We start from the raw sequence: 25,412 nt of genomic DNA on the forward strand, positions 1-25,412 counted from the left end.
CGAAATCGACGCGATCATTCGGGAACCATTTCATGCCTCTTTTTTCCAGACACATCCTCGGCGCCCTGCTCTGCCTCGCCGCCACCGCCGCCCACGCCCAGTACGTCTGGATCGGCCCCAACGGCACGCGCCAGTATTCGGACCGCCCGCCGCCGCCGGGCACGCCGGCCGGCAAGATCATCAAGGCGCCCGGCCGCCCCGCAATGGAACCGGCGACCTCTGCGGCAACGACCGCCGAGACGCCGGCCGAGAACAAGGACGCCGCCAGGCCGCCCACCCTGGCCGAGCAGGAAGCCGCCTTCCGCGAGCGCACCAAGGCGCGCGCGGAACAGGAACAGAAAAGCCAGGAAGAAGCCGAGCGCCGCAAGCGCCTGGCCGAACATTGCGCGGCGGCCCGCGAGACGAAGGCCAGTCTCGACTCGGGCATCCGCGTCGCGCGGATCGGACCCGATGGCCAAAAAACCTATATGAGCGACGAAGAAAAAGCCGCGCGCGGCGATCAGGTCAGGCGCGCTCTGCAGGAGTGCCGCTGAGCCGCTAAGCGGCCGGCTCGGCCGCTGGCTCGGGCGCGGCTTCCACGCGGTTGCGCCCGCCCGCCTTGGCCGCATACAGGGCCGTATCGGCGCGCGCCATCAGGCTCGTGATGCCTTCGCCCGGCTGCAGCATGGCCACGCCGATGCTGACCGTATATGACACGCCGGCCGCCCCCGCCCTCACCTGGGGCGCGCGTTCGAGCGCGGCGCGCAGGCGCTGGGCCACCGAAATCACCGTGCGGTCGTCGGCGTCGGGCAGCAGCACCGCGAACTCCTCGCCGCCCAGGCGGGCGCAGTAATCGATCTTGCGGATCGCCTGCTGGGTGCGCTCGACGAGGTCGCGCAGCACCAGGTCGCCGACGCCGTGGCCGTGGGTGTCGTTGATGCGCTTGAAGTGATCGGCGTCCACCAACAGCAGGCCGAGCTTGCTGCCGCGGCGCTCGGCGCGCGCCAGCTCGCGCTCGGCGAAGGCGAAGAAGGCGCGGCGCGAGGCGGCCCCGGTCAGGTGATCATGGTCGGCGGCGTGCGCGCTGGCGGCGATCAGGCGCGCATTGGCCATCATCACCGCGCCCAGCGTCAATGCCGGCAACGCCAGGGTGCCGATCGCGATGAACGCCAGGTTGTAGGTGCTTCCTTCGAGCAGCGAATACGGCTGGTAGAAGTCGATCACATAGAAGCTGGCGCGCCAGGCGTGGCCCACGCCCAGCACCAGGGCGGCGCAACGGGTAAAGGTGAACGAATAGCGCAACCGCGGCTCGCCCGGCGAGCGCAGGGTGATCCCGATCGCGAAGCAGACGGCGCCGTGGTAGAGCGATACCGACACGATGCGCAGCGCCGCCGACTCCACCACGTGGTGGAAGAACACGATGCCGCATATGGCAACCAGCGCGCCGGCCGCCAGGAGGCGCCATGGCACGGGCAGCCCGAGAAAACGCCGGAAGCCGGCAAAGATCAGCGTGATCGTGCCAAGGTACAGCGCATTGGCCAGCTCGATGCTCAGGACATCGGGGGCCACTCCACGCGCCGCGAACAGCAGCAAGGCCACCACCGCCAGCAGGTTTGCCTGCCGCCATTCGCGGATGCCTGCCACCTCGCTCTTGGCGAGCGAGGACAGGACCAGCAGCATGACACCCGACAAGGCGGTGGTCACCAATAACAAACTCAGGGCATTCAACATCGGAGCGGCAGTACGGCAAGTGGAAGTGCGGCAGGCGACGAGCGCCGGCATGGGAAGGCGGCGACACGCTGGCGGCGTGGCGTCACGTGAACGGGAACACGATGCGCACCCGCCATATGCGGTGCGCGCGCCCCGGCCTCATGGGAGACGCCATGATACCAAGAAACTCCGTGGAATCTATCCGATTGTTGCAGTTGCGCAAGAAATAAGGTCCCCCGCCGACGGCGCCAGGCTAGGCGGCGCCGTCGCCGGCGCCTACCACGCTCTCCTTCTTGGCCGCGCGCTTGCGGCGCGACTCCTTGGGGTCGGCCACGAGCGGCCGGTAGATTTCGATGCGGTCACGCTCGCGCAGCACCGTGTCGAGCGTTTTTTTCTTGGCGTAGATGCCCACCGGCTGTGTCGTCAGGTTGATTTCCGGGAACGCTTCAAGCACGCCGCTGCGCTCGATCGCCTCGCCGATGGTCGTACCCGCCGTCACCTGCATCGGGTGCAGCCATTCGACCTTGTCGCTGGCATAGCACACCGAAATGCCCAGCATCTCAGCCATACACCGCCTCGGCGCGCTTGCAGAACGAGTCGACCATGCTGTTGGCGATCATGCCGAACACGGGGCCGACGATCTGGGCCAGGATGACGCTCGAGAACTCGTACTGCATGTCGAAGTCGATCTTGCAGGCATCTTCACGCAGGGCCTTGAAACTCCACGTCGCCTCCAGCATCTTGAAAGGACCGTCTACCAGGTGCATCTTCATCTGGCTCGGGCGCTGGTTGTGGTTCGATGTCGTGAAGCTCTGTTTCACGCCGTGAAAATTGATCTGCAGGCTGGCGACCAGCTTGTCGTCGGTCCGCTCGACAACCTTGACGCCTGCACACCAGGGCAGGAACTTGGGATAATCCTCGACCTTGGCAACCAGGTCAAACATCTGTTCTGCGCTATAGCCAAGGAAAACTGATTTGTGCACTACTGCCATTGGTCAACCGTTTGTTATGATGTTGGTCAAGTTGCATGCGCCATTCGTTGGCGCAATGGCAGTAGTTTAACCGACACGCGAATTTTCGCCTTTTCATGAGCATCGCTGACAATAAAAAAGCCTTTTTTGACTACTTCATCGAAGACCGCTACGAAGCGGGTCTGGTGCTGGAGGGTTGGGAAGTAAAAGCCATCCGCGAAGGGCGGGTGCAGATCAAGGAAGCCTATGTGCTCGTTCGCAATAACGAGCTCTACCTGTTCGGCGCGCACGTCAGTGCGTTGACGACGACTTCCACCTTCAGCCACCCGGAGGCGCTGCGTTCGCGCAAACTCCTGTTGCACCGGGCCGAAATCGACAAGCTCATTGGCAAGGTCGAGCGCGCCGGCTTCACGCTGGTGCCGCTCAACCTGCACATGAAGAAAGGCCGCGTGAAGTGCGAGATCGGCCTGGCCAAGGGCAAGAAGCAGCACGACAAGCGCGCAACCGAGAAAGACCGCGACGCCAAGCGCGAAGTCAACCAGGCGATGAAGACCAACCGGCGCTGACAAGCAATGACGCGGCTCGCGCGTCTACGACGTCGCTCCCGCACCTACCACGTCGCTCCCGCGAAGGCGGGAGCCCAAGTTCGCACGCCGCCGCACACCATTCGACGTAGCGGGCTTATTGAATAACTTGGGCTCCCGCCTTCGCGGGAGCGACGTTGGTGGCTATAACGTTGACGGCGTGCGCACGCCTCAGGCTTCCTGCACCTTCGGCGCCACCGCGCTGCGCACCGACAGGCGCCAGGCGCCGAAGCTGAGCAGCAGGCCGCCCGCCACGCCCAGCGCCAGTTTCAGCGCGCTGTCGAACAGCAGCGGCGCCACCAGGCCCGACACCAGCGCGAACGACATCATCTGGATGAAGCCGACCATCGACGAGGCCAAGCCGCGGTTGCGCGGGAACAGGCCCATCGCGGTCAGCTGCACCGCCGGCATCGCCACCGCCAGGCCGAAGGTGTACACGAACAGCGGCAGCACCGACCATGGCACGCTGGCCGGAAACAGCCCGTGATAACCGACGTTGAGCACCACGCCCAGCGTCATCACGGCGTAACCGGTCCACATCATGCCGCCAGGCGTCGAGCTGTGGGCGCGCTTGCCGCCCCAGGCCGAACCCACCACCATGCCGCCCACCAGCGGGATGAACATCCACGCGAACGCTGTCTCGGGCAGGCCCAGGATCTCCATCACGAAGTTCGAGGCCGAACCGATGTAGAGCGACAGGCCGCTGAAGGCCAGGCCCACCGACAGCGCCAGGAATACGAATTGCGGGTTGCGCAGCACCATCAGGTAGTTGCGGCCGATGGTGCCGGGGTGGAAGGCCTGGCGCTTCTCGACCGGCAGGCTTTCCGGCAGCAGCTTCATGACCATCAGGATCATCGCCGCGCCGAATACGGCCAGGAACACGAAGGACGAGCGCCAGCCGAAGGTCACGTGCAGCCAACCGCCCAGGATCGGGGCAATGGCCGGCGCCAGGCCGAACACCATCATGATGTGCGACATCATACGCTGGGCCTGCGCGCCCGAAAAACGGTCCTGCACGATGGCCTGGCCGATCACCGAGCCGGCGCCGGCCGACAGGCCCTGCAGCGCGCGGAATACCAGCAGCCAGCCGAAGCTGGGCGCCCAGGCCGCGCCGATCGAGGCCAGCGTGTAGACCGACAGCGCGGCCAGGATCACGGGGCGGCGGCCGAAGGAATCGGAGAGCGTGCCGTAGAACAGCATCATGAAGGCGAACGTGAACAGGAACACGCTCAGGGTCTGCTGCACGGCCACCGGGCCGACCCCGAATTCGACGCCGATCGCCGGCATCGACGGCAGATAGGTGTCGATGGCCAGGGCGCCGATCATGCCGAGGCAGGCGAGGATGACGGTGAGAAGCTTTTGCATGTACTACGCTTTCGGGATCATTGCCAACACCGCAGGATGCGGCATTGGGGGGACGCGATTGTACGCTATTTCGATCCCGTCAATCTTCACCGATCCTCACCGCCCGGCACGCTATGGCGCGCGCAGCGACATGCCGAAACGGTCCAGGCGCGGCATCCAGTTTTCCTGGTAGGCGGCCGACACCAGGATGCGCTCGGCGCGGCCGATCAGTTTTTCGCGCGGCACCAGGCCGATCACGCGCGAATCGGCGCTGTCGTTGCGGTTGTCGCCCAACATCAGGTACTGGCCGGCCGGGATCCGTAGCGGCTCAAAGCTGCGCGGCGCCGGCACGCCCGGCAAGACCTGGATGCGCTGGCGCGTGCCGGCCACCTGCTCTTCCAGGCGGATGGCCCCGACCTCGATGCCGCGGCTGCGCTCGCGCACCTCGCCCAGCACCGCATAGCTGCCGCCTTCGCCATTGACGATCAGACGGTCGCCCCGCATCTCGACCAGGTCGCCCGGTAGCGCCAGCACGCGCTTGATCAGGCGCGTGTCGTCTTGCGGCGAAAGAAACACGACCATGTCGCCGCGCGCCGGCTCGCCCAAGTGCGCCACGCTGAGCTCAGTCAGTGGTATCTTGAGGTCGAAGGCCATGCGGTTGATCAGCACCACGTCGCCCTCCAGCAGATTGGGACGCATCGAGCCGCTCGGAATCGGGCTCCAGTCGGCCACCGCGCTGCGAAACACGCCGAACAACAGCACGAACATCAGGAAGCCCTTGTTGGCGCGGACGAAGTTTTTCATGGACGACTCCTCGGTGAATGAGCGCCAAGCATAGCCGTCGTATTTGCAACAAGGCTTAGCAGTTCGTTAAGCCTGAGCGGGCGGCAGCGGGACATGGCGTGCGCAAGTGTCACCGGGCTGTCATATTTGACATCTACACTGCCTGCGGGACGACTACGACCGCAGAATATGGATATGAAGAAAAAGGCCATCGAGGCTGAGCTCAAACAATTTTCCGACGGCGGCGCTTACCTGAACCGCGAGCTGTCGCTGCTCGAATTCAACCGCCGCGTGCTGGCCCAGGCCGAAGACCCGTCGGTTCCCCTGCTCGAACGCCTGCGCTTCTTGTGCATCGTGGCGAGCAACCTGGATGAATTCTTCGAAGTGCGGGTGGCCAGCCTGCTGGCCCAGTACCAGATGGACCGCGAAAGCGGCGCCCTGCCCGACGGCCTGACGGCCAGCCTGGAACGCGCCAGCGGCGAATGCCGCCACCTGATCGCACGCCAGTACAGCCTGTTCAACACCGAGATCCTGCCGCAGTTGTCCGAGCACGGCATCCACCTGCTGCACCGCAGCGAGCGCAACGCCGCCCAGCGCGCCTGGGTCAAGCAGTATTTCGACCACGAAGTGCGTCCGCTGCTCACGCCGATCGGGCTCGACCCGGCCCACCCCTTCCCGCGCGTGATCAACAAGAGCTTGAACTTCATCGTGGAACTCGCCGGCAAGGATGCGTTCGGGCGCGGCTCGGGCATCGCCATCATGAAGGCGCCGCGCGTGCTGCCGCGCGTGATCCGGCTGCCGGACGAACTCTCGGACAAGAAAGGCGCTTCCTACTGCATGCTGTCGTCGGTGATCCAGGCCCATATGGCCGACCTGTTCACCGGGCGCGAAGTGGTCTCGTACTCGCAGTTCCGCGTCACCCGCAACAGCGACCTGTGGGTCGACGAAGAAGAAGTCAAGAACCTGCGCCAGGCGCTGCAGAGCGAACTGCATGGCCGCCAGTATGGCTTCGCCGTGCGCCTCGAGGTCGGCCGCTCCTGCCCCGAGCACCTGTCGGACTTCTTGCTCAACCAGTTCCAGATCGACCGCAGCCGCCTGTTCAAGGTCGACGGCCCGGTCAACCTCGGCCGCCTGCTGGAGATCGTCAACGCCAACGACCAGGCGGAGTTGAAATTCCCGCCGTTTGTCTCCGGCTATGCCGGCAAGCTGTCCGGCCCCGACCTGTTCGCCACCTTGCGCAAGCACGACGCGCTGCTGCACCACCCGTTCGAGTCGTTCCAGCCTGTGATCAACTTCATCGCCTGCGCGGCGGCCGACCCGAACGTGGTGGCGATCAAGCAGACCATCTACCGCGCCGGCAGCAATTCGGAACTGGTCGAAGGCCTGATCGAGGCCGCGCGGCGCGGCAAGGAAGTCACCGTCATCGTCGAACTGATGGCGCGCTTCGACGAAGAGGCCAACATCAACTGGGCCGAGAAACTCGAGCAGGCCGGCGCCCAGGTGGTGTATGGCGTGGTGGGCCTCAAGACGCATGCCAAGATGGCCCTGGTGCTGCGCCGCGAGCCCAATGGGCTGCGCCGCTACGCCCACCTGGGCACCGGCAACTACAACCCGACGACGGCCAAGTTCTATACCGATATGGGGCTCTTGACGGCCGACCCGGACCTGACCTCGGACGTCAACGAAGTCTTCATCCACCTCACCAGCATGACGCGGCCCAAGCAGCTCTCGAGCATCTGGCTGGCGCCGTTCTCGCTGCAGAAGGAAGTCGTGCGCGCGATCCGCCAGGAAGCCGAGATCGCGCGCCAGGGCCGGTCCGGGCGCATCATCGCCAAGATGAACTCCCTCACCGACGAATCGGTGATCAAGGCGCTGTACGACGCCTCGAATGCCGGCGTCAGGATCGACCTCATCATCCGCGGCGCCTGCGCGCTGCGCCCGGGCGTGGAAGGCCTGTCGGAAAACATCAAGGTGCGCTCGATCGTCGGGCGCTTTTTGGAGCACACCCGCATCTTCTACTTCCGCAACGACCTGAAGCACGACGTGGTGCTCAGCAGCGCCGACTGGATGAACCGCAACCTGTTCCGCCGGGTCGAAGTGGCATTCCCGATCCGCTCGACCGCGCTCAAGCGGCGCGTGATGCGCGAGGGCCTGCAGCCCTACCTGAAGGACAACGTCAATGCCTGGGAACTGGCGCCCGATGGTCGCTACCGTCGCCGCAAGGCGCGCGGCAAACAGGGGCAGTACAGCGCGCAGCAGGTGCTGATGGACATGCTCGGCGCCGCCAATCTCGACAACGAATCGAACAACAAGGAGATCGACAATGGAACTGATCCTGTGGCGCCACGCTGAGGCCGAGCCGGGCGAACCGGATTCCGCCCGCGAACTGACGCCCAAGGGCCAACGCCACGCCGCGCGCATGGGCGCCTGGCTCGACCGCAAACTGCCGCCCGCCTGCCGCATCCTGGTCAGCCCCGCCGCGCGCTGCATCCAGACCGTCGAGGCGCTGGGTCGGCGCTACGAGGTGGTCGAGGCGCTGAGCACCGAATCGAGCGCGGAAGCGATCATCGAGGCCTGCGGCTGGCCCGAGCACCGCCAGCCGGCGCTGATCGTGGGCCACCAGCCGCTGCTGGGGCAAGTCGCGTCGATGGTGCTGTGCGGGGACAAGCAGGATTGGCGCATCCGCAAGGCGGGCGTGTTCTGGATCGAGCACAAGGAGGCCGATGGCGTGCCGTATATCCGGCTGGTGGCGGGGCCCGATGTGATTGGTAAGTTGCGCTAAGGCTGAACGAAACCACCACTCGCGGCACGTCGTTCCCGCGAAGGCGGGAACCCAAGCCTGTTTGCGTTGAGGATGTATTCGATGCTGCTAGTTACTCAAGAAACTTAGGTTCCCGCCTGCGCGGGAACGACGACTGATCTACTTTGCCTGGAACGCTATCCCCACGTCGTTCCAGCTACACTCTTCCTTCTCGAACCACGGCGCCAGCGTCGGATGCCGCGCCAGCAGTTCTGGCGGCAGGTCGATCTCGATCTTGCCTTTCATGCGCAGGCGCAGGCCGCCGATGTCGTTGTCGGCGCGCGCATGCATGAGCACCACCGCCAGCCGCAGCGCCAGTACCGCCTTGGCCAGGTCCGGCTCGACCAGCGCGTCGCGGATCTTGCGCAGATTGCCCTTCTGTCCCAGCACCAGGGTCGCCAGCAGGCGCTGCTCGCGCGTGGTGAAGCCGCCCAGGTCGGCGTGCTCGACGATGTAGGCGCCGTGTTTGTGAGACCCGCTCATCGAGATGGCCAGGCCGATCTCGTGCAGCATGGCGCTCCAGGCCAGGTAGTGCGGCTGGCTGTCGGCCTGCGGCTGCAGGCGTTCGTACAGCAGGGTCGCGATGCCGCAGGTGCGCAGCGCGCGCTGGGTGTCGACCCGGAAGCGCTGCATGCAGGAGCGGATCGCGGCGTCGCGCCGGTCGCGCCGGTTGGCGCGCAGCTCGAGGTCGGACAGCACACCCAGGCGCAGCCCGGCATTGACCGCGTGCAGGCGCTCGACCTTCAGCTCCTGCATGGCGCCGATGAGCACCGTCAGGCCGCCCACCATCACCGGCACCCGGTCGCGCTTGACGCCCTGCAAGGCAAAGGCGTCCACGTGGCCCAGCTCGATCAGGATGTCGCGCAACGCGTGCAGGCTGGCCTGCGACACCGTGCCGTCGCCGATCGCGTTGCGGCCGATGACTTCCGAGATGGCGCGCATCGTGCCGGATGAGCCGTAGGCGGCATCCCAGCCCTGGGCGTGATAGAGCGAGGCGGCGTCCTCGAAGCGGGCGCGCGCCGCGGTGACGGCGGCATCGAAGGAGCGCGCGGTGATGCGGCCGTCCGGGAAATAGTCCCTGGCCTGCGGCTGCGTGCCGATGCCGAACGACTCGACCAGGTGGATCTCGGGGCCGGTGCCGGCGATGACCTCGGTCGAGCCGCCGCCGATGTCGATCACCAGCCGCCGCTCGTCCTGGCGTTCGATGGCGCGCGTCACGCCCATATAGATCAGGCGGCCTTCTTCCTCGCCCGAGATGATCTCGATCGGGTACCCGATCGCCGCTTCGAGCTGCGGCAGCAGCTGGTCGGCGTTCTTTGCCACGCGCATGGTGTTGGTGGCGACGACGCGCACGGCGTCGAGGTGGTATTCGTCGAGGATCTTGCGGAAGTCGTGCAGGCAGGCGACCGCGCCGCGCATGGCCGCCTCGGTGAGCATGTTGTCGCTGTCGAGCCCCGCCGCCAGGCGGAGCGGATCGCGCGCGGTGCGCACGATGTGGATGCGGGCGCCGAGCGGCTCGCCGATGTGCAGGCGGAAGCTGTTGGACCCGAGGTCGACGGCTGCAAACATGAGGTCCTTTCGAAAATGGACGAATCCCGCGGCCAGCTCATGCTGCGCGGGATCGATTAGACGCCAAGTATACAGCGTGGCACGGGCCGCCACCAACCCCGGCACACGAAAAGTGTCCCGGGTGTTGCAGGATGCCGCCTGTTCAGCGGTGCTGGCGGGCGGCCGGACGGCTGCGCAGGCAATACCAGGCGCCGATAAGGCAGGGAATGGCGAGCGTGACGGCGGACAGGGCGTCCCAGATGCCATCGCCCAGCAGGGCCGAGATCAGGCCGATGGTGGTGAGGATGGCGAGCACGATCGGCACGCCCCAGATCTGCATGGGCGTCTTGCTCACGATGCGCCTCCCTCGCGCGCAAGCGCCGGCGCCTCGTGGGCACGGGCCGGCGCGTGCTTGTCCAGCGCCGCAGCCTTGGCCGTCGCGTTGGCGGTCTTGCCGCGCTTGACCCACAGGTACAGGCCCGTCACCAGGATCACGATGGTCGCGATGTCGAGCACCGCCCACAGGAATTTCATCCACTGGCCGCCGTAGTCGCCGAAGTGCAGCGGCTGCGACACCAGCAGCGCCTTCAGGTACCACGGCAGTTGCGGCGCGTCGGTCAGCTCGCCGGTGTGGGCGTCGACCAGCACCGGCTGGTACATGCGCGAGCTGAACGGTTCGTCGCCGTTCATGAAGATGCCGTAGTGGTGGGCGCTGCTGAAGTCGGTGCCCGGGAAGGCCACGAAGGCGACCCGCATACCCGGCAGGCGTTCCCTGGCCTTCTCGATCGCGTCGTGCACCGAGGCGGTGTGCGGCTGCGGCGCCCTGTCCTTGTACCGGGCCAGGATCTGGCCCAGCTCATTGTGCTGGTAATACTTGAGCATCAGGTCGGCCCAGGTATTGATCATGCCGGTGCCGCCGACCACGAACAGCCAGGTGAGCGTGACGATGCCCAGCAGGTTGTGCATGTCGAGCCATTTGAGGCGGCTGCTCTTTTCCTTGCGCACGGTGCCGAAATCGAGCTTGCGCATGAAGGGCGAGTACAGCACGGCGCCACTGATAATCGCGACTAAAAGCAATAGGGCCATCAACCCCAAAAACAGCTTGCCGGCCAGGCCCATGAACAGGTCGACGTGCAGCGCCAGCATGGTCGACATGAACACGCCGCCCTCGAAGGCCGGTTCGACGATCACCTTGGTGGTGCGCGCATCGACCGCGATCGGCTTGTAGTCGTGGTCCTGCATGTGGTCGGCCAGGGTCACGTGCCAGATCTCGGGCACGTCCGCCTCTTGCGAGATGAACATCGGCTTCTTGGTCGGGTACAGCTCCTTGGCCGAGGCGATCACGGCGTCGACATTGCCCATCGGGGTCGGCTGCGACAGTGTCGGCGGCTCGACCTCGTTGCCCAGCAGGTGGCCGATCTCATGGTGATAGATGAGCGGCAGGCCGGTCAGGCACAGCAGCAGCATGAAGATGGTGCAGACCAAGCTGGACCATTTGTGAATCCAGCCCCAGCGGCGCAGGGAAACGGGTGACATGTTAGTGGGTATGCATTATAGCTAGAGATACAGACCATGAATAATAATCGTTCTCATTTACATAAGCAAGCATCGGGCATAGAATGCGCGTTACTTCTAACGCATAAAAAGAGCAAGACACATGAACACGCTGCGCCCGACATTGAAACTGAGCCTGACCCCGGCCGCGCTGGCCGCCGCCCTCCTCGCCTCCAGCACCGCAGTCGCGCAGCAGGCCGAACCGAAAGCCGACGAGAACGTCGCGACCGTGGTCGTGACCGCCTCGGCCGACGCCTCGGCCCAGGGCTTGCCGGCCGCGTATGCCGGCGGCCAGGTGGCGCGCGGCGGCCGCCTGGGCCTCTTGGGCAACGTCGACATCATGGACACCCCGTTCAACAGCACCAACTACACCCATGCGCTGATCCAGGACCAGCAGGCGCGCAGCGTGGCCGACGTGGTGCAGAACGACCCGTCGGTGCGGGTGGCGCGCGGCTTCGGCAATTACCAGGAGCTGTACATGATCCGCGGCTTCGCGGTCGGCTCGGACGACACGGCGTATAACGGCCTGTACGGCCTGCTGCCGCGCCAGTTCGTGGCGACCGAGCTGATGGAACGGGTGGAGGTGCTGCGCGGCGCGCACAGCTTCATCAACGGCGCGGCGCCGGCCGGCGGCAGCATCGGCGGCTCGATCAACATCCTGCCCAAGCGCGCCCCCAACCAGGAACTGAGCGAAGTCACCGTGGGCGTCGAGACCGGCGGCCAGGGCTATGGCGCCATCGACCTGGGCCGCCGCTTCGGCGAGGAAGGCCGCGCCGGCGTGCGCGTCAACGTGGCGCACCGCAACGGCGACACCGCGGTCGACCGCGAGGAGCGCGAACTCTCCGTGTATTCGATCGGCGTCGACTACCGCGGCCGCGGCTACCGCCTGTCGGCCGACGTCGGCGCGCAAGACCACCAGCTGACCAATGCGCGTCCGAGCGTGGACCTCGCGCCCGAGCTGCCAATGATCGCGGCGCCGGATTCGCGCCACAACTTCGCCCAGCCGTGGACCGTCTCGAACGAGCGTCACACCTTCGGCACCGTGCGCGCCGAAGTGGACCTGGGCGCGAACGCGGTTGCCTGGGCCGCCGCCGGCCTGCGCAACGGCCAGGAATTCAACATCCTGGCCGGCATCGACGTCGACGCCGTCAATGGCGACGCGACCATGAGCCGCTTCGACAATATCCGCAAGGACCAGGTGCGCACCGGCGAAGTGGGCGTGCGCGGCGAATTGCGCACTGGCGCCGTCAAGCACACGCTGAGCGCGTCGGCCTCGGGCTTTCACTCCGAGTCGCGCAACGCCTTCGGCATGAGCGACTTCGCGGGCTTCGCCACCAACCTCTACACGCCGCGCGACGTGGCCCCGCCGCCGCCCGACGCCTGGCCAAGCGGCGGCGACATGAATAATCCCCTGGTGACGGGCAAGTCGATCCTGTCGAGCCTTGCGATCGCCGACACCATGTCGTTCATGGACGACACGGTGCTGGTCAACGTCGGCCTGCGCCACCAGCGCATCAAGGACTATGGCTACGCCAACGACACGGGCATCGAAAGAGACGGCTACGAGGAAAGCGAGAACACGCCCTTCGCCGCCATCGTCTACAAGCTGCGCAAGGACCTGTCGGTGTACGCCAACTACAGCGAAGGCCTGCAGCGCGGCCCGGAGGCATCGGGAGTCGGCATCGTCAATTCGGGCGTCAAGTTCGCTCCCTATGTCTCGCGCCAGCGCGAAGCTGGCGTCAAGTACGACGGCGGCCGTTACGGCTTGACCGCGGCGGTGTTCACCACCAGCCAACCGAGCGCCTATGTCGAGAACAACGTGTTCGGCGTGTTCGGCGAGCAGCGCAACCGCGGCGTCGAGTTGTCGGTCTTCGGCACCCCGGTGCGCGGCCTGAAGGTGCTGGGCGGCCTGACCCTGATCGACGCCGAGCAGCGCATCACCGAGGGCGGCAAGAACCAGGGCAAGGACGCGATCGGCGTGCCACAGACGCAGCTGAACATCGGCGCCGACTGGGACGTGCCGGGCGTGGACGGGCTGTCGCTGAACGCGCGCACCGTGTACACCTCGAAGCAATACGCCGACGACGCCAACCTGCAGAAGCTGCCCTCGTGGACCCGCCTGGACCTGGGCGCGACCTATAACACCCGCTTCATGGACCGCGACCTGACCCTGCGCGCGCGCGTGGACAACGTCACGGACAAGAATTACTGGGCGTCGGCGGGCGGTTATCCGGGCGCGGGCTACCTGGTGCTGGCGGCGCCGCGCAGCGTGGTTGTGTCGGCGACGGTCGGTTTCTAAGCCGGGATCATTGTGGCCGCAGGTCGTCCTTCACAGCGGCCAGCGCCATCCGGCCGGCGACCAGGTCGAGCGGGCCCTGGTTGCGCGCGGCCAGCACGAGCTTGACCTTCGCGCCGTGCCGGGCCGCGAGCTGGCGCGCCATCTCGGCGCCGATGCCGTCCGACCCTCCGGTGATGACGATGACCCGGCTCATTTTTGCGCCCTCACGATCTGCAGCGCGCTGGCGACCACGGTGCTCATATCGCCCAGGTTGGCCGGCACGATCAGGGTGTTGCTGGTCTTGGCCAGGTTCGCGAACGCGTCCACGAAGTGCTCGGCCACGCGCAGGCTGACGGCGTCCATGCCGATCGGCTCGCCCGCGTCGCGCACGGCCGCTGCGAAGATCACGATCGCGACCACGCTGAAAGACAGTTCCATGTGCATCCCTTCTTGTGATGGGTTGTTCTACTCCGACGCTAGCGGCGAGCGACGATCAGGCGGTTACCCTGGACTTCGACGATCTCGAAGTCGCCCGGCTCCGGATCCAGCCCGGCGCGCAGCTCGACGCCCCACAGCGCGCCGCGGTACATCACGCGCGCGCGCCGCTTCTGCCACTGCGGCACGGTGACGCGCCTGCCGATGTCGAGGTTGATGCTGGGGTCGTTCGCGGCCTGGCCGCGTCCGGGCCGCGCATAGCGGGCTCGGCGCAGGATCATGGTGGCGCCAATGCCGACGATCGCCGCCACCAGCGTCTGCAGCGGGCCGCCGGCGCCCAGCCAGGCGGCGGCTGCGCCGGACAGCAGCCCGATCGCGATCATCAACAGGTAGAAGGTGCCGATGAACAGCTCGGCCACGATCAGGATGCCGGCGCCGGTCAGCCAGTACGTCCAGTCGGACATGTCAGGGTCTCTTTCTTGTCGTGGAATGAAAAAACCCTCGCTACCCGGAGTGGGTAGCGAGGGCTTGCATGACCGCGCGGTGGGCTGCGGCGTTCTAGCGTGAGGGCTTGGAAAGCGATCATTCCGGCCAGTGTAGCACCGGCGGCCCTCGATGGTTCATGTCCGCGATCAGGCCTTGGCCAGCTTCTGCCAGGTCTCGATCACCGAATCCGGATTGAGCGACATCGACTCGATGCCCTCATCCACCAGCCACTGGGCGAAGTCCGGATGGTCCGAAGGCCCCTGGCCGCAGATGCCGACGTACTTGCCCTGCTTGAGGCAGGCCTTGATCGCCAGCGACAGCATCGCCTTGACGGCCGGGTCGCGCTCGTCGAAGTCCTTGGCCAAGAGCTCCATGCCGGAGTCGCGGTCCAGGCCCAGCGTGAGCTGGGTCAGGTCGTTGGAGCCGATCGAGAAGCCGTCGAAGTACTCGAGGAACTGCTCGGCCAGGATGGCGTTGGACGGCACTTCGCACATCATGATCAGGCGCAGGCCGTTTTCGCCGCGCTTGAGGCCATTCTTGGCCAGCAGGTCCACGACCTTCTCGGCCTGGCCCAGGGTGCGCACGAACGGCACCATCAGCTCGACGTTGGTCAGGCCCATCTCGTTGCGCACGCGCTTCATGGCCGCGCATTCCATCGCGAACGACTCGGCGAAGTCCTCCGCCAGGTAACGCGCGGCGCCGCGGAAGCCCAGCATCGGGTTCTCTTCGTCCGGCTCGTAGCGCGAACCGCCGATCAGCTTCTTGTACTCGTTCGACTTGAAGTCCGACAGCCGCACGATCACGGTCTTGGGCCAGAAGGCGGCGGCGATGGTGGCCACGCCTTCGACCAGCTTGTCGACGTAGAAGGCGCGCGGCGAGGCGTGGCCGCGGGCGACCGACTCCACCGCTTTCTTCAGGTCGGCATCGATGTTCGGGTACTCGAGGATGGCCTTCGGGTGCACGCCGATATTGTTGTTGATGATGAACTCGAGACGGGCCAGGCCGACGCCGTTATTGGGCACCGACTGGAAGTCGAAGGCCAGTTGCGGGTTGCCGACGTTGAGCATGATCTTGGTCTTGATCGGCGGCAGTTCGCCGCGCGCGACTTCGGTGACCTCGGTTTCCAGCAGGCCGTCGTAGATCATGCCTTCGTCGCCTTCGGCGCAGGACACGGTGACCAGGGTGCCGTCCTTGAGCACGTCGGTCGCGTCGCCGCAGCCGACCACCGCCGGCACGCCCAGCTCACGCGCGATGATCGCCGCGTGGCAGGTACGGCCGCCGCGGTTGGTGACGATCGCCGAGGCGCGCTTCATGACCGGTTCCCAGTTCGGGTCGGTCATGTCGGCCACCAGCACGTCGCCCGGCTGCACGCGTTCCATCTCCGACGGGTCGGTGATGACGCGCACCGGGCCGGCGCCGATCTTCTGGCCGATCGCGCGGCCGTGGGTCAGCACGGTGCCGCTACCTTTCAGCTTGAAGCGCTGCTGGGCATCGGTGGATTTCTGCTGCGACTTCACGGTTTCCGGACGTGCCTGCAGGATGTACAGCTTGCCGTCGCGGCCATCCTTGCCCCACTCAATGTCCATCGGACGGCCGTAGTGGTTTTCGATGATCATCGCGTACTTGGCCAGCTCGATGATTTCTTCCTCGACCAGCGAATAGCGGTTGCGCAGTTCGATCGGCACGTCGACAGTCTTGACCGAGCGGCCGGCCTTGGCCTCGCTGGTGAACTCCATCTTGATCAGCTTGGAGCCGATATTGCGGCGGATGACGGCCGACTTGCCCTGGGCCAGCATCGGCTTGTGGACGTAGAACTCGTCAGGATTGACCGCGCCCTGCACCACGGTCTCGCCCAGGCCGTAGCTCGAGGTGATGAACACCACGTCCTTGAAGCCCGATTCGGTATCGATGGTAAACATCACGCCCGCGGCGCCGGTGTCGGAACGCACCATGCGCTGCACGCCGGCCGACAGCGCGACCTCGGCGTGGGTGAAGCCCTTGTGCACGCGGTAGGAGATCGCGCGGTCGTTGTAGAGCGATGCGAACACGTGCTTCATCGCTTCGAGCACGTTGTCGATGCCGACTACGTTCAGGAACGATTCCTGCTGGCCGGCGAAGGAGGCATCCGGCAGGTCTTCGGCGGTCGCCGAGGAGCGCACGGCGAACGAGACTTCGGTTTCCGAACCGGCAACCAGGCGCTCGTAGAACGAATGGATTTCGCTTTCCAGGCGAGGCTGGAACGGGGTCTCGACGATCCAGCCGCGAATCTCCGCGCCGGCGGCCGCCAGCGCGCGCACGTCGTCGACGTCCAGGTTCTCGAGGCGGGTCGCGATGCGCTGGCCCAGCGATGGGCCGGCGTCAAGGCTATGGTCGAGGAAGTCGCGGAAGGCATCGGCGGTGGTCGCGAAGCCGGTCGGCACGCGCACGCCGGCGCCGGCCAGCTGGCTGATCATCTCGCCGAGCGAGGCGTTCTTGCCGCCGACCGACTCGACGTCGGTCATGCGCAAGTCCTCGAACGAGGCCACGTAGACGCGATTCGCCTCGTCGGGCTTCAGTGCTGGAGTAGCTAGGTTAGTCATGATAAAACACCCTTACTTGATGATGGAAAGCTGTTGGCGCGTCGGTGCCGGTAAGCGGGGGCGTCTTGACGTGTTCTTGTTATTCTGGCCCGCGTGCAGCACAATGCAAAACCCGTTGCCGAGCATTTTACCCCGCGACAGGGTGAAGTGCAGCGCACTTTTGATGTTACTTTGTCAGCAAAGCATACCGATTCAGCCATCATGACCGACGATTCCCTGCCTCCTCCAGTCACCGCTTCGCGCACCGTCTTCTTCGTTTCCGACGGCACCGGCATCACGGCGGAGACCTTCGGTCACGCCGTGCTGAGCCAGTTCGACCTGCGTTTCCGCCAGATCCGGCTGCCGTTCGTGGATTCGATCGAAAAGGCGCACGACGCCGCGCGCCGCATCAACGAAAGCTTCGCACTGCACGGCCAGCGGCCGATCGTATTCTCGACGCTGGTAAAGCACGACCTGTCGAGCGTGATCCGCTCGGCGAACGGCATGCACATGGACCTGTTCCAGACCTTCGTCGCGCCGCTCGAGCAAGAGCTGGACGTCAAGTCGACGCACACGATCGGGCGCATCCACAATGCAGTGGACACCGAGGAATACAAGAACCGCATCGAAGCCATCAATTTCTCGCTGGCCCATGACGACGGCCAATCGCACAAGAACCTGGCCGAGGCCGATGTGATCCTGGTGGGCGTCTCGCGTTCCGGCAAAACGCCGACGAGCCTGTACCTGGCGATGCAATACGGCCTGAAAGCCGCGAACTATCCATTAATCCCCGACGACTTCGAACGCGGCAAGCTGCCGAGTTCGCTACCGCCATTCAAAGCCAAGCTGTTCGGCCTGACGATCACCCCCGAGCGCCTCTCGCAAATCCGCAACGAGCGCCGCGCCGGCAGCAAATACGCCTCCCTGGAAAACTGCCGCTACGAAGTCAACGAAGCCGAGCACCTGATGCGCCGCGAAGGCATCCGCTGGCTCTCGTCGACGACGAAATCCATCGAAGAAATCGCCACCACCATCCTGCAAGAAATCAAACCCGACCGCCGCGAGTACTAACTCCCCATTAGGGTCCCATTAGGGTCAGTGTCGAATTATCAGGAAAGATTTTCGAGCGCCCATTAATTCTGCACAAGCGAGCCTTGGTTTTCCTAAAAGCTCGTGCACATTAATTAGGGTCGGAGTCGAATTGTTTGACAACTTTGGGGAATTGCTCGGCAATTCGACACCGACCCTAATTAATTTCGGCAGTTTGAGCACCGCCGGCCGAGCACTTGGGAAATAGGATTCCGCAGAGGACGAGCACTTCCATGTGTTAGCGCTATATCACCTACAAATTAAATAGGGTCGGAGTCGAATTGTTTGACAACATTAACGGCTGAGCCGTTAATTCGACTCCGACCCTGATTATCCGCTGAGTAATTGGCCAATAATTCGACTCCGACCCTATTTATTTGCGGGCCGAATTTGGGAAATTGCTCAACAATTTTACTCTGACCCTAATTGAGGGGGTTAGAAGAATTGGCGCCAGTCGGCGAGCCAGGGGGGGAAGGCGGTGGCTTCCATGGGGTTGGCGATGTGGTAGCCCTGGGCGTAGGTGCAGCCGAGGCTTTGGAGGAAGTCCCAGTCCTGGCGGGTTTCGACGCCGACGGCGACTGACATGCGGTCCAGGCTATGGGCCAGGTTCAGGCAACTGCGCAGGACCGTGCCGAGGGGGCGGCGTTTCGAGGCGCCGTCGACGAAGCTGCGGTCGATTTTCAGTTCGGTGAAGGGGATGCGCGCCAGCAGCTGCAGGTTGGATCTTCCCGTGCCGTAGTCGTCGATGGCCAGGCCGAAGCCCATCATGCGCAGACGGACCAGGCGTTCGATGAAATCGGGGTTGGTGTTCAGGACCGACGATTCCGGCAATTCGAAGGTGATGTAGTCGGGCAGGACCTTGTGGCGCTCCAGCGAGGCCACGATCTGGCGCACGAAGGCCGGATGGGCCAGCGTTTCGGGGGCGATGTTCAGCGAGATAGGGACCGGGATGCCCTGCTCCTGGAACCAGCGGCAGCGCTCCACCGACAGCTCGATCATGCTCCAGTCAAGGAAGTCGATGCGGCCGCTTTCTTCCAGCGCTTCCATGAACGACGCCGGTCCCAGCACGCCGTGCTCGGGATGGCGCCAGCGGGCGAAGGCTTCCAGGCCTTTCACCTGGCCGGTCGCGAGCTCGATTTTCGGTTGGAAGAAGGGCTCGAACTGGCGCTTCTGCAGGCCGATGCCGATCTGCTGGAACGTGAAGCGCGGACCACCCGGCTGGCGCGCCGGCCGCGCCAGCGGAGTGTAGTTGTCGAGCAGCGGCTTGAGTTTGGCGGCGGTGACCGGGCTGGCGATCACGCCCAGCAGCTCGACGCCGTAAGCCTCGGCCAGGGACTCGACCGAGAACAGTAGATCGGCCGGCTGCGCGCCAGTCACCACCAGGCGCGCCGGCGTTTGAATCTCACCCAGCTTGCGAATCAGCTCCAGCCCATCCATGCCCGGCATCGCCAGATCGACGATGGCGACGTTCACCGCCGGCGCGAGGCCGGCCTCCAGGGTCTGCAGCGCGAGATGCCCGTCCGGCACGTCGGTGACGCGGCTAGCGCCGAGCTGGCCCAGCAAGTCCACCAGCGCCCTGCGCTGGGCCGTCTCGGCTTGTGCCACCAAAAAATGCAAATGCGCGATGTCCATCGTTGCTCCAGTTTCCCAGCCGCCAGCCTACGCGATGCGAGGGAAGCCGTCCATACTTAAGAGCTACATCTGCTGCTGGCGCAGTCCCTCGAAGAAGCACACGGCGGCGCAGGCGGCCACGTTGAGCGACTCGACCTGGCCCGCATGCGGCACCGCGACCCGGTGCGTCGCGAGCTTCAACAATTCATCCGACACGCCCTGCCCCTCATGACCCAGCACCCAGGCCACCGGCCGGCGCAGGTCCAGCGCATACAGGCGCTCGGCCGCATAGCCGCTGGTGGCCAGCACCGGCACCGTGGCGCCCTGCACCAGCGGCGCCAGTTCCACCCCCTCGAAGATGTCGAGCACGAAGTGCGCGCCCATCGCCGCGCGCAGCACCTTGGGCGACCAGCAGAAAGCGGTGCCGGGGCTGCAGTAGACCTGCTTGATGCCGGCCGCAGCCGCGCTGCGCAGGATCGAGCCGACGTTGCCCGGATCCTGCACGCCGTCCAGCAGCACGCTCGACCCCACCAGGGCCGGCGCCGCGGATGGCTGCGGCGAATCGATCACGAACAGCAGGTGCACGCCATGTTCGACCTGGCTGACGGCGTTGAACAGCGCGTCGGGCAGCGCCGTCACCGGCGCACGCAGCGCGTCGCAGCGCGCGACGATCGCCTGCACTTCGTGGTTGCCGAGCGCGCCTTCCGACACCACGCAGTGGCGCGGCGCGCCACGCAGGTCGAGCCAGCTCTGGCACAGGTGCACGCCGTCGAGCAGGCTTTGTCCGGCCTTGCGCCGCGCCTGCGAGCTGGTGGCCAGGCTTTTCAGGTCTTTATAGAACGCGTTGTCGCGCGAGCTGATGGTTTTCATACTGCTTCTGCTTCAGTCATGGGGGCACTGAGTTCGGCAAACAGGTCGACCTGCAGCATATTGCGCACCGGCGCGAACGAACGACGGTGCGCCGGCGACGGGCCGTGCAGGCGCAGGCGCTCCAGGTGCAGCGCCGTGCCGTAGCCCTTGTGCTGGTCGAAGCCGTATTGCGGGTACAGGTCGTGCAGGCGCACCAGCGCGGCGTCACGCGCCGTCTTGGCCAGGATCGAGGCGGCCGAGATCGCGTTGACCTTGTCGTCGCCCTCCACGATCGCATGCGCGCGCACGTCCATTTGCGGGCAGCGGTTGCCGTCGATCAGGGCCAGCGTCGGCAGCGTCTGCAGCGCATCCACCGCGCGCCGCATCGCCAGCATGGTCGCCTGCAGGATGTTGATGCTGTCGATCTCTTCGCACGAGCACTCGGCGATGGCCCAGGCCAGCGCATGCTCGCGGATCAGCGGCGCGAGCTGGTCGCGGCGCGCCTCGCTCAGCTTCTTGGAGTCGCGCAGGCCCTCGATCGGCCGCAGCGGATCGAGGATGACGGCGGCGGCGAACACCGGCCCGGCCAGCGGACCGCGCCCGGCCTCGTCAACACCGCACACGATATCGAGCTCGGTGAACGGCCGGAGCCTGGGCGGCAGGCCGGGATACAGATTGACTTTCTTCTTTCTCATATCAGCTCACGCGGCCCCGGGGCCCTGTCCAATAACGCGCAACACTGCCTCCGCGCTCTCGCGCGCGCTATCGCGCAGCAGACTATGGTGCATCTCCAGGAAGCGCCCGGCCAGCCGTTCGCGCCCGGCCGCATCCTGCAACTCGGCCCACACCGCATCGGCCATGGCTTCGGGCGTGGCCGCATGCTGGATCAGTTCCGGCACCAGGAACTCGCGCGCCAGGATGTTCGGCAGGCCGATCCAGGGCTGGTAGCCCATGTGGCGCATGATCGCGTACGACGCCGCCATTACTTTATACGCGATCACCATCGGCTTCTTGAACAGCGCCACTTCGAGGGTCGCGGTGCCGGAAGCGACCAGCACCGCGTCGGCGGCGGCGATCGCCGTGTGCGAGCCGGCGGCAGTCACCTGCAATTCGACGTCCTGCAAGCCGGCCTTGACCACGATCTCGTCGAAATAGGCACGCTGGCGTTCGCCGACCATCGGCACCACGAAGGTCAGGCCAGGATCGCGCGCGGCCAGCAGCTTGACAGCGCGGATGAACGGCTCGGCCAGGTATTTCAGCTCGCCCATGCGGCTGCCCGGCATCACCGTCACCACGCGCGCATCGGCACTCAATCCGAGCGCGCGGCGCGCCGCCGCGACGTCGGGGACGAGCGGGATGGTCTCGGCCAGCGGATGCCCGATATACGTCACCGGCACGCCGGCCTCGCGATAGATCGCTTCCTCGAAAGGGAAGATCACCAGCATGTGCGAGACCGCGCGCTGGATCTTCTTGATCCGCCCGCCGCGCCAGGCCCAGATCTGCGGCCCGATGAAATGCACGGTCGGAATGCCTGCGCTGCGCAACTGCTCTTCGAGGCCGAGATTGAAGCCCGGATAGTCGGCGCCGATGAAGGCGGCCGGCCGCTCGGCGATGAGACGGTCGCGCAGCCGGCTCTGGATGCGTTTCAGTTCAGGGTAGCGGGGAATGACTTCGAACAGGCCGCGCACCGTGAGCGTGTCCATCGGAATCTCGCTCACCATGCCTTGCTCGATCATGCGCGGCCCGCCGATGCCGTGAAAGCGGGCCTGGGGAAGATGCGGCCGCAGCCCGGCCAGCAGGCGCGCGGCAAGCATGTCGCCGGACGCCTCGCCGGCCACCAACGCCAGCGAAACGTCGTTGTTCATATCGTTAGCGGACGATGCCACGGGTGGCGGCGCCGAGGAACTCGCGCAGCAGGCGAATGTCTGCACTGGCCGCCGGCAGGCGCTCTTCTTCGGCCAGGAGCGCCGTCTTGGCTTCTTCCAGCGTCAGGTTCGAGCGGTACAGCAGTTTATAGGCGCTGCGGATGCCGTCCAGCTGTTCGCGGGTAAACCCGCGGCGCTTGAGACCCTCGAGGTTCACGCCACGCGCGCCGGCCGGATTGCCGGAGACGAGCACGTAGGGCGGCACGTCCTGGGTCAGGCTGGTGTACATGCCGATGAAGGCATGGGCGCCGATCTTGCAGAACTGGTGCACGCCGGCGTAGCCCGACAGGATGGCCCAGTCGCCCACCTGGACGTGGCCCGCGAGCTGGGCGTTGTTCGAGAAGATCGTGTTGCTGCCCACCTGGCAGTCGTGCGCCACGTGGACGTAGGCCGAGATCCAGTTGTCGCTGCCGACGCGGGTGACGCCTTCGTCCTGGACCGTGCCCAGGTTGAAGGTGACGAACTCGCGCACCGTGTTGCGGTCGCCCACTTCGAGGCGGGTCGGCTCGCCGTTCCATTTCTTGTCCTGCGGCGCGCCGCCGATCGAGCAGAACTGGAAGAACTTGTTGTCCTTGCCGATCGTCGTGTGGCCTTCGATGACCACGTGCGGGCCGACCACGGTGCCGGCGTCGATGCGCACATGCGGCCCGATGATCGAATACGGGCCGACCTCGACCGAGCTGTCCAGCTCCGCCTTCGGATCGACGATCGCGGTCGAATGGATTTTACTCATCTGGCTCTCCTTACTCGGCCGCCGCTTCCGGACCTTTCATGGTGGCTTCGGCGGCGCCGCGGATGGTGCACATCAGCTCCCCCTCGACCGCCACCTTGCCGTCGACGGTCGCCACCGCCTTGTACTTCCAGATGCCGCGCGACACGCGCAGGATCTCGATTTCCATGCGCAGCTGGTCGCCCGGCTCGACCGGACGCTTGAAGCGGGCGTTGTCGATGCCGACGAAGTACACCACCGAGTTTTCGTCCGGCTTGACGTTCATGGTCATGAACGACAGGATGGCCGCGGTCTGCGCCATCGCTTCGATCATCAGCACGCCCGGCATCACCGGCTTGTGCGGGAAGTGGCCGTTGAAGAATTCTTCGTTGACGGTGACGTTCTTGATCGCGACGATGCGCTTGCCCAGTTCGACGTCCAGCACGCGGTCGACCAGCAGCAGCGGGTAGCGGTGCGGCAGGTATTCCTTGATCTGGGTGATGTCGAGGGTCTTGAGTTCTGGAGTGGTCATTTTTGTTCTGTCAGGTTTCTGATGGTTTTCTCGAGCGTGCGGATCTTGGCGCGCATCGAATCGAGATTGCGCACGATCGCGGCGCTGCGCTCCCATTCGGCGTTCTTGGCCAGGGGGTAGAAGCCGGTGTATTGGCCCGGTTCGAGGACCGAGCGCGACACCATGCTGCCCGAGGAAATATGGACGTTGTCGCCGATTTCGAGGTGGCCCAGCACCATGGCGGCGCCGCCGAAGGTGCAGTGGCTGCCGATCTTGGCGCTGCCGGCCACGCCCACGCAGCCGGCCATCGCGGTGTGCGCGCCGATGCGGCAGTTGTGGCCGATCTGGATCTGGTTGTCAAGCTTCACGCCGTCTTCGATCACGGTGTCGTCCAGCGCACCGCGGTCGATCGTGGTGTTGGCGCCGATGTCGACGTCGTCGCCGATCAGCACGCGGCCGGTCTGCGGGATCTTGATGTAGGCGCCGGCTTCGACGGCAAAGCCGAAGCCGTCGGTGCCGATCACCGCGCCCGAATGCAGGATGCCGCGCTTGCCGATGCGGCAGCGCGCATGGAAGGTCACGTTCGCGAACAGCTGCGTGTGCTCGCCGATCGCGGCCTCGGGCCCGATGAAGCAGCCGGCGCCGATCACGGCGTGGGCGCCGATGACTGCGCCTGCCTCGATCGTCGCGTGTGGCCCGACGTGGGCGGTCGGATCGACCGTGGCGCCGGGGTCGACCACGGCGCTCGGATGGATGCCTGGCGCCGGCGCCTGCTCGGTGAGCGACACGAAATACTGCGCCGCGCGGGCGAAGTAGGCGTAAGGGTTGGTGGTGACGATGCGCGCGCCTTCATAGGTCGCGGCCACCGTCGGATCGTCCAGCGGCGACAGGATCAGCGCCGCGGCCTGGCTTTGCGCGGCCAGTGCGCGCAGCTTGCTGTTGCTCAGGAAGCTGATGTGCGAAGCGCCGGCGCTGTCCAGGGGGGCGATCGCCTGGACCTCGAGGTCCGCGTTGCCCACCAGCTGTCCGCCGAAGCGCTCGACCAAATCGCCCAGTCGAATGCCCATCTCGGTCTTTCCAGTGTAAGTCAAAATCGGTACTGCTTTATTTGTCGAGCAGCTTCAGGATCTTGTCGGTGATGTCCACGCGCGGGCTCACCCACGCCGCCTCGACCAGCACGGCGTCGAGTTTTTCCTGTTCCGCGACCTGCTCGACCAGCTTGTAGGCCTTTTGCGCGATCGCGGCGCGCTCTTCGTTCTTGCGCTGCTGCAGGTCTTCCTGAAACTCGCGCTGCATGCGCTCGACGTCCTTCTGCATGTTGTACAGTTCGCGCGCACGGCGCGTGCGGTCCAGCTCATTGAGGCCCGCCGCTTCGGCGTCGAACTTCTCGGACGTCTGCTTGTACTTGCCGACCATCTCTTCGACCGCCTTCTGGCGCTTCGAGAACTCGGCAGTCAGCTTGGCGTCGGCCGCCTTGGCCATCTTGGAGTCGGTCATCAGGCGCTCGGTGTAGACAAAGCCGATGCGGCTGATGGTCGCCTGCGCCTGGGCCAGCGGAGCGGCGCAGACGCAGGCCAGCACCAGCGAGGCGCCGAGCGCGGGTCGAACCGTGGACTTGCGTCCACCAGGCAGCGAGTCAATCAGATTTTTCAACATAAGTCTCTCGCAATCGTTCTTCAGGTCTCCGC

Annotated in this window: 24 protein-coding genes and 2 pseudogenes; 6 read left to right on the forward strand and 20 right to left on the reverse strand. The window is 65.5% G+C overall.

Annotation, left to right across the window (positions count from 1 at the left end; all coding sequences use genetic code 11):
- The first annotated feature begins 32 nt into the window (after positions 1 to 32).
- A complete protein-coding gene (locus AC3A6F_RS17450) occupies positions 33 to 533 on the forward strand; it encodes a DUF4124 domain-containing protein (protein ID WP_487682907.1) in 501 nt (166 codons plus the stop codon).
- A gap of 4 nt (positions 534 to 537) precedes the next feature.
- Here the strand turns inward: AC3A6F_RS17450 and AC3A6F_RS17455 are convergent, their stop codons facing one another.
- From AC3A6F_RS17455 to AC3A6F_RS17465, 3 genes are all read right to left on the reverse strand, one after another.
- The gene (locus tag AC3A6F_RS17455) at positions 538 to 1,683 is read right to left on the reverse strand and encodes a GGDEF domain-containing protein (RefSeq protein ID WP_487682909.1); all 1,146 of its coding nucleotides are present in this window, start codon (positions 1,681 to 1,683) and stop codon (positions 538 to 540) included.
- A 259-nt stretch (positions 1,684 to 1,942) separates the two neighbouring features.
- Positions 1,943 to 2,257 (reverse strand): RnfH family protein, encoded by a 315-nt coding sequence (locus AC3A6F_RS17460; protein WP_487682911.1) that lies wholly within the window; start codon positions 2,255 to 2,257, stop codon positions 1,943 to 1,945.
- Positions 2,250 to 2,681, reverse strand: a complete 432-nt coding sequence (locus AC3A6F_RS17465) for a type II toxin-antitoxin system RatA family toxin (protein ID WP_487682913.1) — start codon at positions 2,679 to 2,681, stop codon at positions 2,250 to 2,252. The genes AC3A6F_RS17460 and AC3A6F_RS17465 overlap by 8 nt, the downstream gene beginning before the upstream one ends.
- Positions 2,682 to 2,776: 95 nt before the next feature.
- Between AC3A6F_RS17465 and smpB the strand changes: the two genes are divergently transcribed.
- Complete coding sequence (gene smpB, locus AC3A6F_RS17470; protein WP_123072330.1) at positions 2,777 to 3,226, forward strand: SsrA-binding protein SmpB; 450 nt, start codon at positions 2,777 to 2,779, stop codon at positions 3,224 to 3,226.
- 189 nt (positions 3,227 to 3,415) lie between these two features.
- On the opposite strand, the gene AC3A6F_RS17475 is transcribed toward smpB, so the two are convergent.
- Together AC3A6F_RS17475 and lepB are read right to left on the reverse strand one after the other, a co-directional pair.
- The gene (locus AC3A6F_RS17475; RefSeq protein ID WP_487682915.1) at positions 3,416 to 4,609 is read right to left on the reverse strand and encodes a multidrug effflux MFS transporter; all 1,194 of its coding nucleotides are present in this window, start codon (positions 4,607 to 4,609) and stop codon (positions 3,416 to 3,418) included.
- Positions 4,610 to 4,720: 111 nt separating this feature from the next.
- Positions 4,721 to 5,392, reverse strand: a complete 672-nt coding sequence (lepB, locus tag AC3A6F_RS17480; RefSeq protein ID WP_487682917.1) for a signal peptidase I — start codon at positions 5,390 to 5,392, stop codon at positions 4,721 to 4,723.
- A gap of 168 nt (positions 5,393 to 5,560) precedes the next feature.
- Between lepB and ppk1 the strand changes: the two genes are divergently transcribed.
- Together ppk1 and AC3A6F_RS17490 are read left to right on the forward strand one after the other, a co-directional pair.
- Complete coding sequence (ppk1, locus tag AC3A6F_RS17485) at positions 5,561 to 7,723, forward strand: polyphosphate kinase 1 (RefSeq protein WP_487682919.1); 2,163 nt, start codon at positions 5,561 to 5,563, stop codon at positions 7,721 to 7,723.
- Entirely contained in the window at positions 7,695 to 8,153 is a 459-nt protein-coding gene (locus AC3A6F_RS17490) for a SixA phosphatase family protein (RefSeq protein WP_487682921.1), read from the forward strand. The genes ppk1 and AC3A6F_RS17490 overlap by 29 nt, the downstream gene beginning before the upstream one ends.
- Before the next feature lie 138 nt (positions 8,154 to 8,291).
- Here the strand turns inward: AC3A6F_RS17490 and AC3A6F_RS17495 are convergent, their stop codons facing one another.
- The 3 genes from AC3A6F_RS17495 to AC3A6F_RS17505 form a co-directional block, all read right to left on the reverse strand.
- The gene (locus AC3A6F_RS17495; protein ID WP_487682923.1) at positions 8,292 to 9,740 is read right to left on the reverse strand and encodes a Ppx/GppA phosphatase family protein; all 1,449 of its coding nucleotides are present in this window, start codon (positions 9,738 to 9,740) and stop codon (positions 8,292 to 8,294) included.
- A gap of 142 nt (positions 9,741 to 9,882) precedes the next feature.
- On the reverse strand, positions 9,883 to 10,074 hold the full coding sequence (locus AC3A6F_RS17500) for a hypothetical protein (protein WP_487682925.1): 192 nt from the start codon (positions 10,072 to 10,074) through the stop codon (positions 9,883 to 9,885).
- Entirely contained in the window at positions 10,071 to 11,255 is a 1,185-nt protein-coding gene (locus AC3A6F_RS17505) for a PepSY-associated TM helix domain-containing protein (protein ID WP_487682927.1), read from the reverse strand. The genes AC3A6F_RS17500 and AC3A6F_RS17505 overlap by 4 nt, the downstream gene beginning before the upstream one ends.
- A 121-nt stretch (positions 11,256 to 11,376) precedes the next feature.
- On the opposite strand from AC3A6F_RS17505, the gene AC3A6F_RS17510 reads away from it, so the two are divergent.
- Entirely contained in the window at positions 11,377 to 13,572 is a 2,196-nt protein-coding gene (locus tag AC3A6F_RS17510) for a TonB-dependent receptor (protein WP_487682929.1), read from the forward strand.
- Positions 13,573 to 13,621: 49 nt separating this feature from the next.
- On the opposite strand, the pseudogene AC3A6F_RS17515 reads toward AC3A6F_RS17510, so the two are convergent.
- The 4 genes and pseudogenes from AC3A6F_RS17515 to ppsA all read right to left on the reverse strand — a co-directional run.
- A pseudogene (locus tag AC3A6F_RS17515) lies at positions 13,622 to 13,765 on the reverse strand (SDR family NAD(P)-dependent oxidoreductase); the annotation flags it as partial.
- A pseudogene (locus AC3A6F_RS17520) lies at positions 13,762 to 13,917 on the reverse strand (band-7 C-terminal domain-containing protein); the annotation flags it as partial. The pseudogenes AC3A6F_RS17515 and AC3A6F_RS17520, both read right to left, overlap by 4 nt.
- 110 nt (positions 13,918 to 14,027) lie before the next feature.
- A complete protein-coding gene (locus AC3A6F_RS17525) occupies positions 14,028 to 14,450 on the reverse strand; it encodes an NfeD family protein (RefSeq protein WP_487682931.1) in 423 nt (140 codons plus the stop codon).
- Positions 14,451 to 14,618: 168 nt separating this feature from the next.
- On the reverse strand, positions 14,619 to 17,051 hold the full coding sequence (gene ppsA, locus AC3A6F_RS17530; protein ID WP_487682933.1) for a phosphoenolpyruvate synthase: 2,433 nt from the start codon (positions 17,049 to 17,051) through the stop codon (positions 14,619 to 14,621).
- A 201-nt stretch (positions 17,052 to 17,252) separates the two neighbouring features.
- Here ppsA and ppsR point away from each other — a divergent pair, with 201 nt between their 5' ends.
- A complete protein-coding gene (gene ppsR / locus AC3A6F_RS17535; protein ID WP_123071698.1) occupies positions 17,253 to 18,101 on the forward strand; it encodes a posphoenolpyruvate synthetase regulatory kinase/phosphorylase PpsR in 849 nt (282 codons plus the stop codon).
- Between the two features lie 453 nt (positions 18,102 to 18,554).
- Here ppsR and AC3A6F_RS17540 read toward each other — a convergent pair whose 3' ends face one another.
- The 8 genes from AC3A6F_RS17540 to AC3A6F_RS17575 all read right to left on the reverse strand — a co-directional run bounded on the left by AC3A6F_RS17540 (position 18,555) and on the right by AC3A6F_RS17575 (position 25,380).
- Positions 18,555 to 19,751, reverse strand: coding sequence for an EAL domain-containing response regulator (locus tag AC3A6F_RS17540; protein WP_487682935.1), 1,197 nt, complete (start codon positions 19,749 to 19,751; stop codon positions 18,555 to 18,557).
- Positions 19,752 to 19,814: 63 nt separating this feature from the next.
- The gene (locus AC3A6F_RS17545; RefSeq protein ID WP_487682937.1) at positions 19,815 to 20,600 is read right to left on the reverse strand and encodes a TrmH family RNA methyltransferase; all 786 of its coding nucleotides are present in this window, start codon (positions 20,598 to 20,600) and stop codon (positions 19,815 to 19,817) included.
- Positions 20,597 to 21,274: a ribonuclease HII gene (gene rnhB, locus AC3A6F_RS17550; protein WP_487682939.1), complete on the reverse strand. Its 678-nt coding sequence runs from the start codon at positions 21,272 to 21,274 to the stop codon at positions 20,597 to 20,599. The genes AC3A6F_RS17545 and rnhB overlap by 4 nt, the downstream gene beginning before the upstream one ends.
- Positions 21,275 to 21,280: 6 nt before the next feature.
- Positions 21,281 to 22,444 (reverse strand): lipid-A-disaccharide synthase, encoded by a 1,164-nt coding sequence (lpxB, locus tag AC3A6F_RS17555; RefSeq protein ID WP_487682941.1) that lies wholly within the window; start codon positions 22,442 to 22,444, stop codon positions 21,281 to 21,283.
- Positions 22,445 to 22,448: 4 nt separating this feature from the next.
- Entirely contained in the window at positions 22,449 to 23,237 is a 789-nt protein-coding gene (gene lpxA, locus AC3A6F_RS17560; RefSeq protein ID WP_487682943.1) for an acyl-ACP--UDP-N-acetylglucosamine O-acyltransferase, read from the reverse strand.
- Positions 23,238 to 23,247: 10 nt separating this feature from the next.
- Positions 23,248 to 23,745 (reverse strand): 3-hydroxyacyl-ACP dehydratase FabZ, encoded by a 498-nt coding sequence (gene fabZ / locus AC3A6F_RS17565; protein ID WP_487682945.1) that lies wholly within the window; start codon positions 23,743 to 23,745, stop codon positions 23,248 to 23,250.
- Positions 23,742 to 24,791, reverse strand: a complete 1,050-nt coding sequence (gene lpxD / locus AC3A6F_RS17570) for a UDP-3-O-(3-hydroxymyristoyl)glucosamine N-acyltransferase (protein WP_487682947.1) — start codon at positions 24,789 to 24,791, stop codon at positions 23,742 to 23,744. Before lpxD ends, fabZ begins: the two co-directional genes overlap by 4 nt.
- A gap of 37 nt (positions 24,792 to 24,828) precedes the next feature.
- Positions 24,829 to 25,380, reverse strand: a complete 552-nt coding sequence (locus AC3A6F_RS17575; RefSeq protein WP_487682949.1) for an OmpH/Skp family outer membrane protein — start codon at positions 25,378 to 25,380, stop codon at positions 24,829 to 24,831.
- Between the last annotated feature and the right edge of the window lie 32 nt (positions 25,381 to 25,412).

The organism is Massilia sp. Soil_C_3 (assembly GCF_057657035.1).

Bases quoted from the DNA above. Each gene is read 5' to 3' on its own strand.
- AC3A6F_RS17450 (WP_487682907.1), top strand. From the start codon at position 33: ATGCCTCTTTTTTCCAGACACATCCTCGGCGCCCTGCTCTGCCTCGCC.
- AC3A6F_RS17460 (WP_487682911.1), bottom strand. From the start codon at position 2,257: ATGGCTGAGATGCTGGGCATTTCGGTGTGCTATGCCAGCGACAAGGTC.
- AC3A6F_RS17465 (WP_487682913.1), bottom strand. From the start codon at position 2,681: ATGGCAGTAGTGCACAAATCAGTTTTCCTTGGCTATAGCGCAGAACAG.
- smpB (WP_123072330.1), top strand. From the start codon at position 2,777: ATGAGCATCGCTGACAATAAAAAAGCCTTTTTTGACTACTTCATCGAA.
- AC3A6F_RS17475 (WP_487682915.1), bottom strand. From the start codon at position 4,609: ATGCAAAAGCTTCTCACCGTCATCCTCGCCTGCCTCGGCATGATCGGC.
- lepB (WP_487682917.1), bottom strand. From the start codon at position 5,392: ATGAAAAACTTCGTCCGCGCCAACAAGGGCTTCCTGATGTTCGTGCTG.
- ppk1 (WP_487682919.1), top strand. From the start codon at position 5,561: ATGGATATGAAGAAAAAGGCCATCGAGGCTGAGCTCAAACAATTTTCC.
- AC3A6F_RS17490 (WP_487682921.1), top strand. From the start codon at position 7,695: ATGGAACTGATCCTGTGGCGCCACGCTGAGGCCGAGCCGGGCGAACCG.
- AC3A6F_RS17495 (WP_487682923.1), bottom strand. From the start codon at position 9,740: ATGTTTGCAGCCGTCGACCTCGGGTCCAACAGCTTCCGCCTGCACATC.
- AC3A6F_RS17505 (WP_487682927.1), bottom strand. From the start codon at position 11,255: ATGTCACCCGTTTCCCTGCGCCGCTGGGGCTGGATTCACAAATGGTCC.
- AC3A6F_RS17510 (WP_487682929.1), top strand. From the start codon at position 11,377: ATGAACACGCTGCGCCCGACATTGAAACTGAGCCTGACCCCGGCCGCG.
- AC3A6F_RS17525 (WP_487682931.1), bottom strand. From the start codon at position 14,450: ATGTCCGACTGGACGTACTGGCTGACCGGCGCCGGCATCCTGATCGTG.
- ppsA (WP_487682933.1), bottom strand. From the start codon at position 17,051: ATGACTAACCTAGCTACTCCAGCACTGAAGCCCGACGAGGCGAATCGC.
- ppsR (WP_123071698.1), top strand. From the start codon at position 17,253: ATGACCGACGATTCCCTGCCTCCTCCAGTCACCGCTTCGCGCACCGTC.
- AC3A6F_RS17540 (WP_487682935.1), bottom strand. From the start codon at position 19,751: ATGGACATCGCGCATTTGCATTTTTTGGTGGCACAAGCCGAGACGGCC.
- AC3A6F_RS17545 (WP_487682937.1), bottom strand. From the start codon at position 20,600: ATGAAAACCATCAGCTCGCGCGACAACGCGTTCTATAAAGACCTGAAA.
- rnhB (WP_487682939.1), bottom strand. From the start codon at position 21,274: ATGAGAAAGAAGAAAGTCAATCTGTATCCCGGCCTGCCGCCCAGGCTC.
- lpxB (WP_487682941.1), bottom strand. From the start codon at position 22,444: ATGAACAACGACGTTTCGCTGGCGTTGGTGGCCGGCGAGGCGTCCGGC.
- lpxA (WP_487682943.1), bottom strand. From the start codon at position 23,237: ATGAGTAAAATCCATTCGACCGCGATCGTCGATCCGAAGGCGGAGCTG.
- fabZ (WP_487682945.1), bottom strand. From the start codon at position 23,745: ATGACCACTCCAGAACTCAAGACCCTCGACATCACCCAGATCAAGGAA.
- lpxD (WP_487682947.1), bottom strand. From the start codon at position 24,791: ATGGGCATTCGACTGGGCGATTTGGTCGAGCGCTTCGGCGGACAGCTG.
- AC3A6F_RS17575 (WP_487682949.1), bottom strand. From the start codon at position 25,380: ATGTTGAAAAATCTGATTGACTCGCTGCCTGGTGGACGCAAGTCCACG.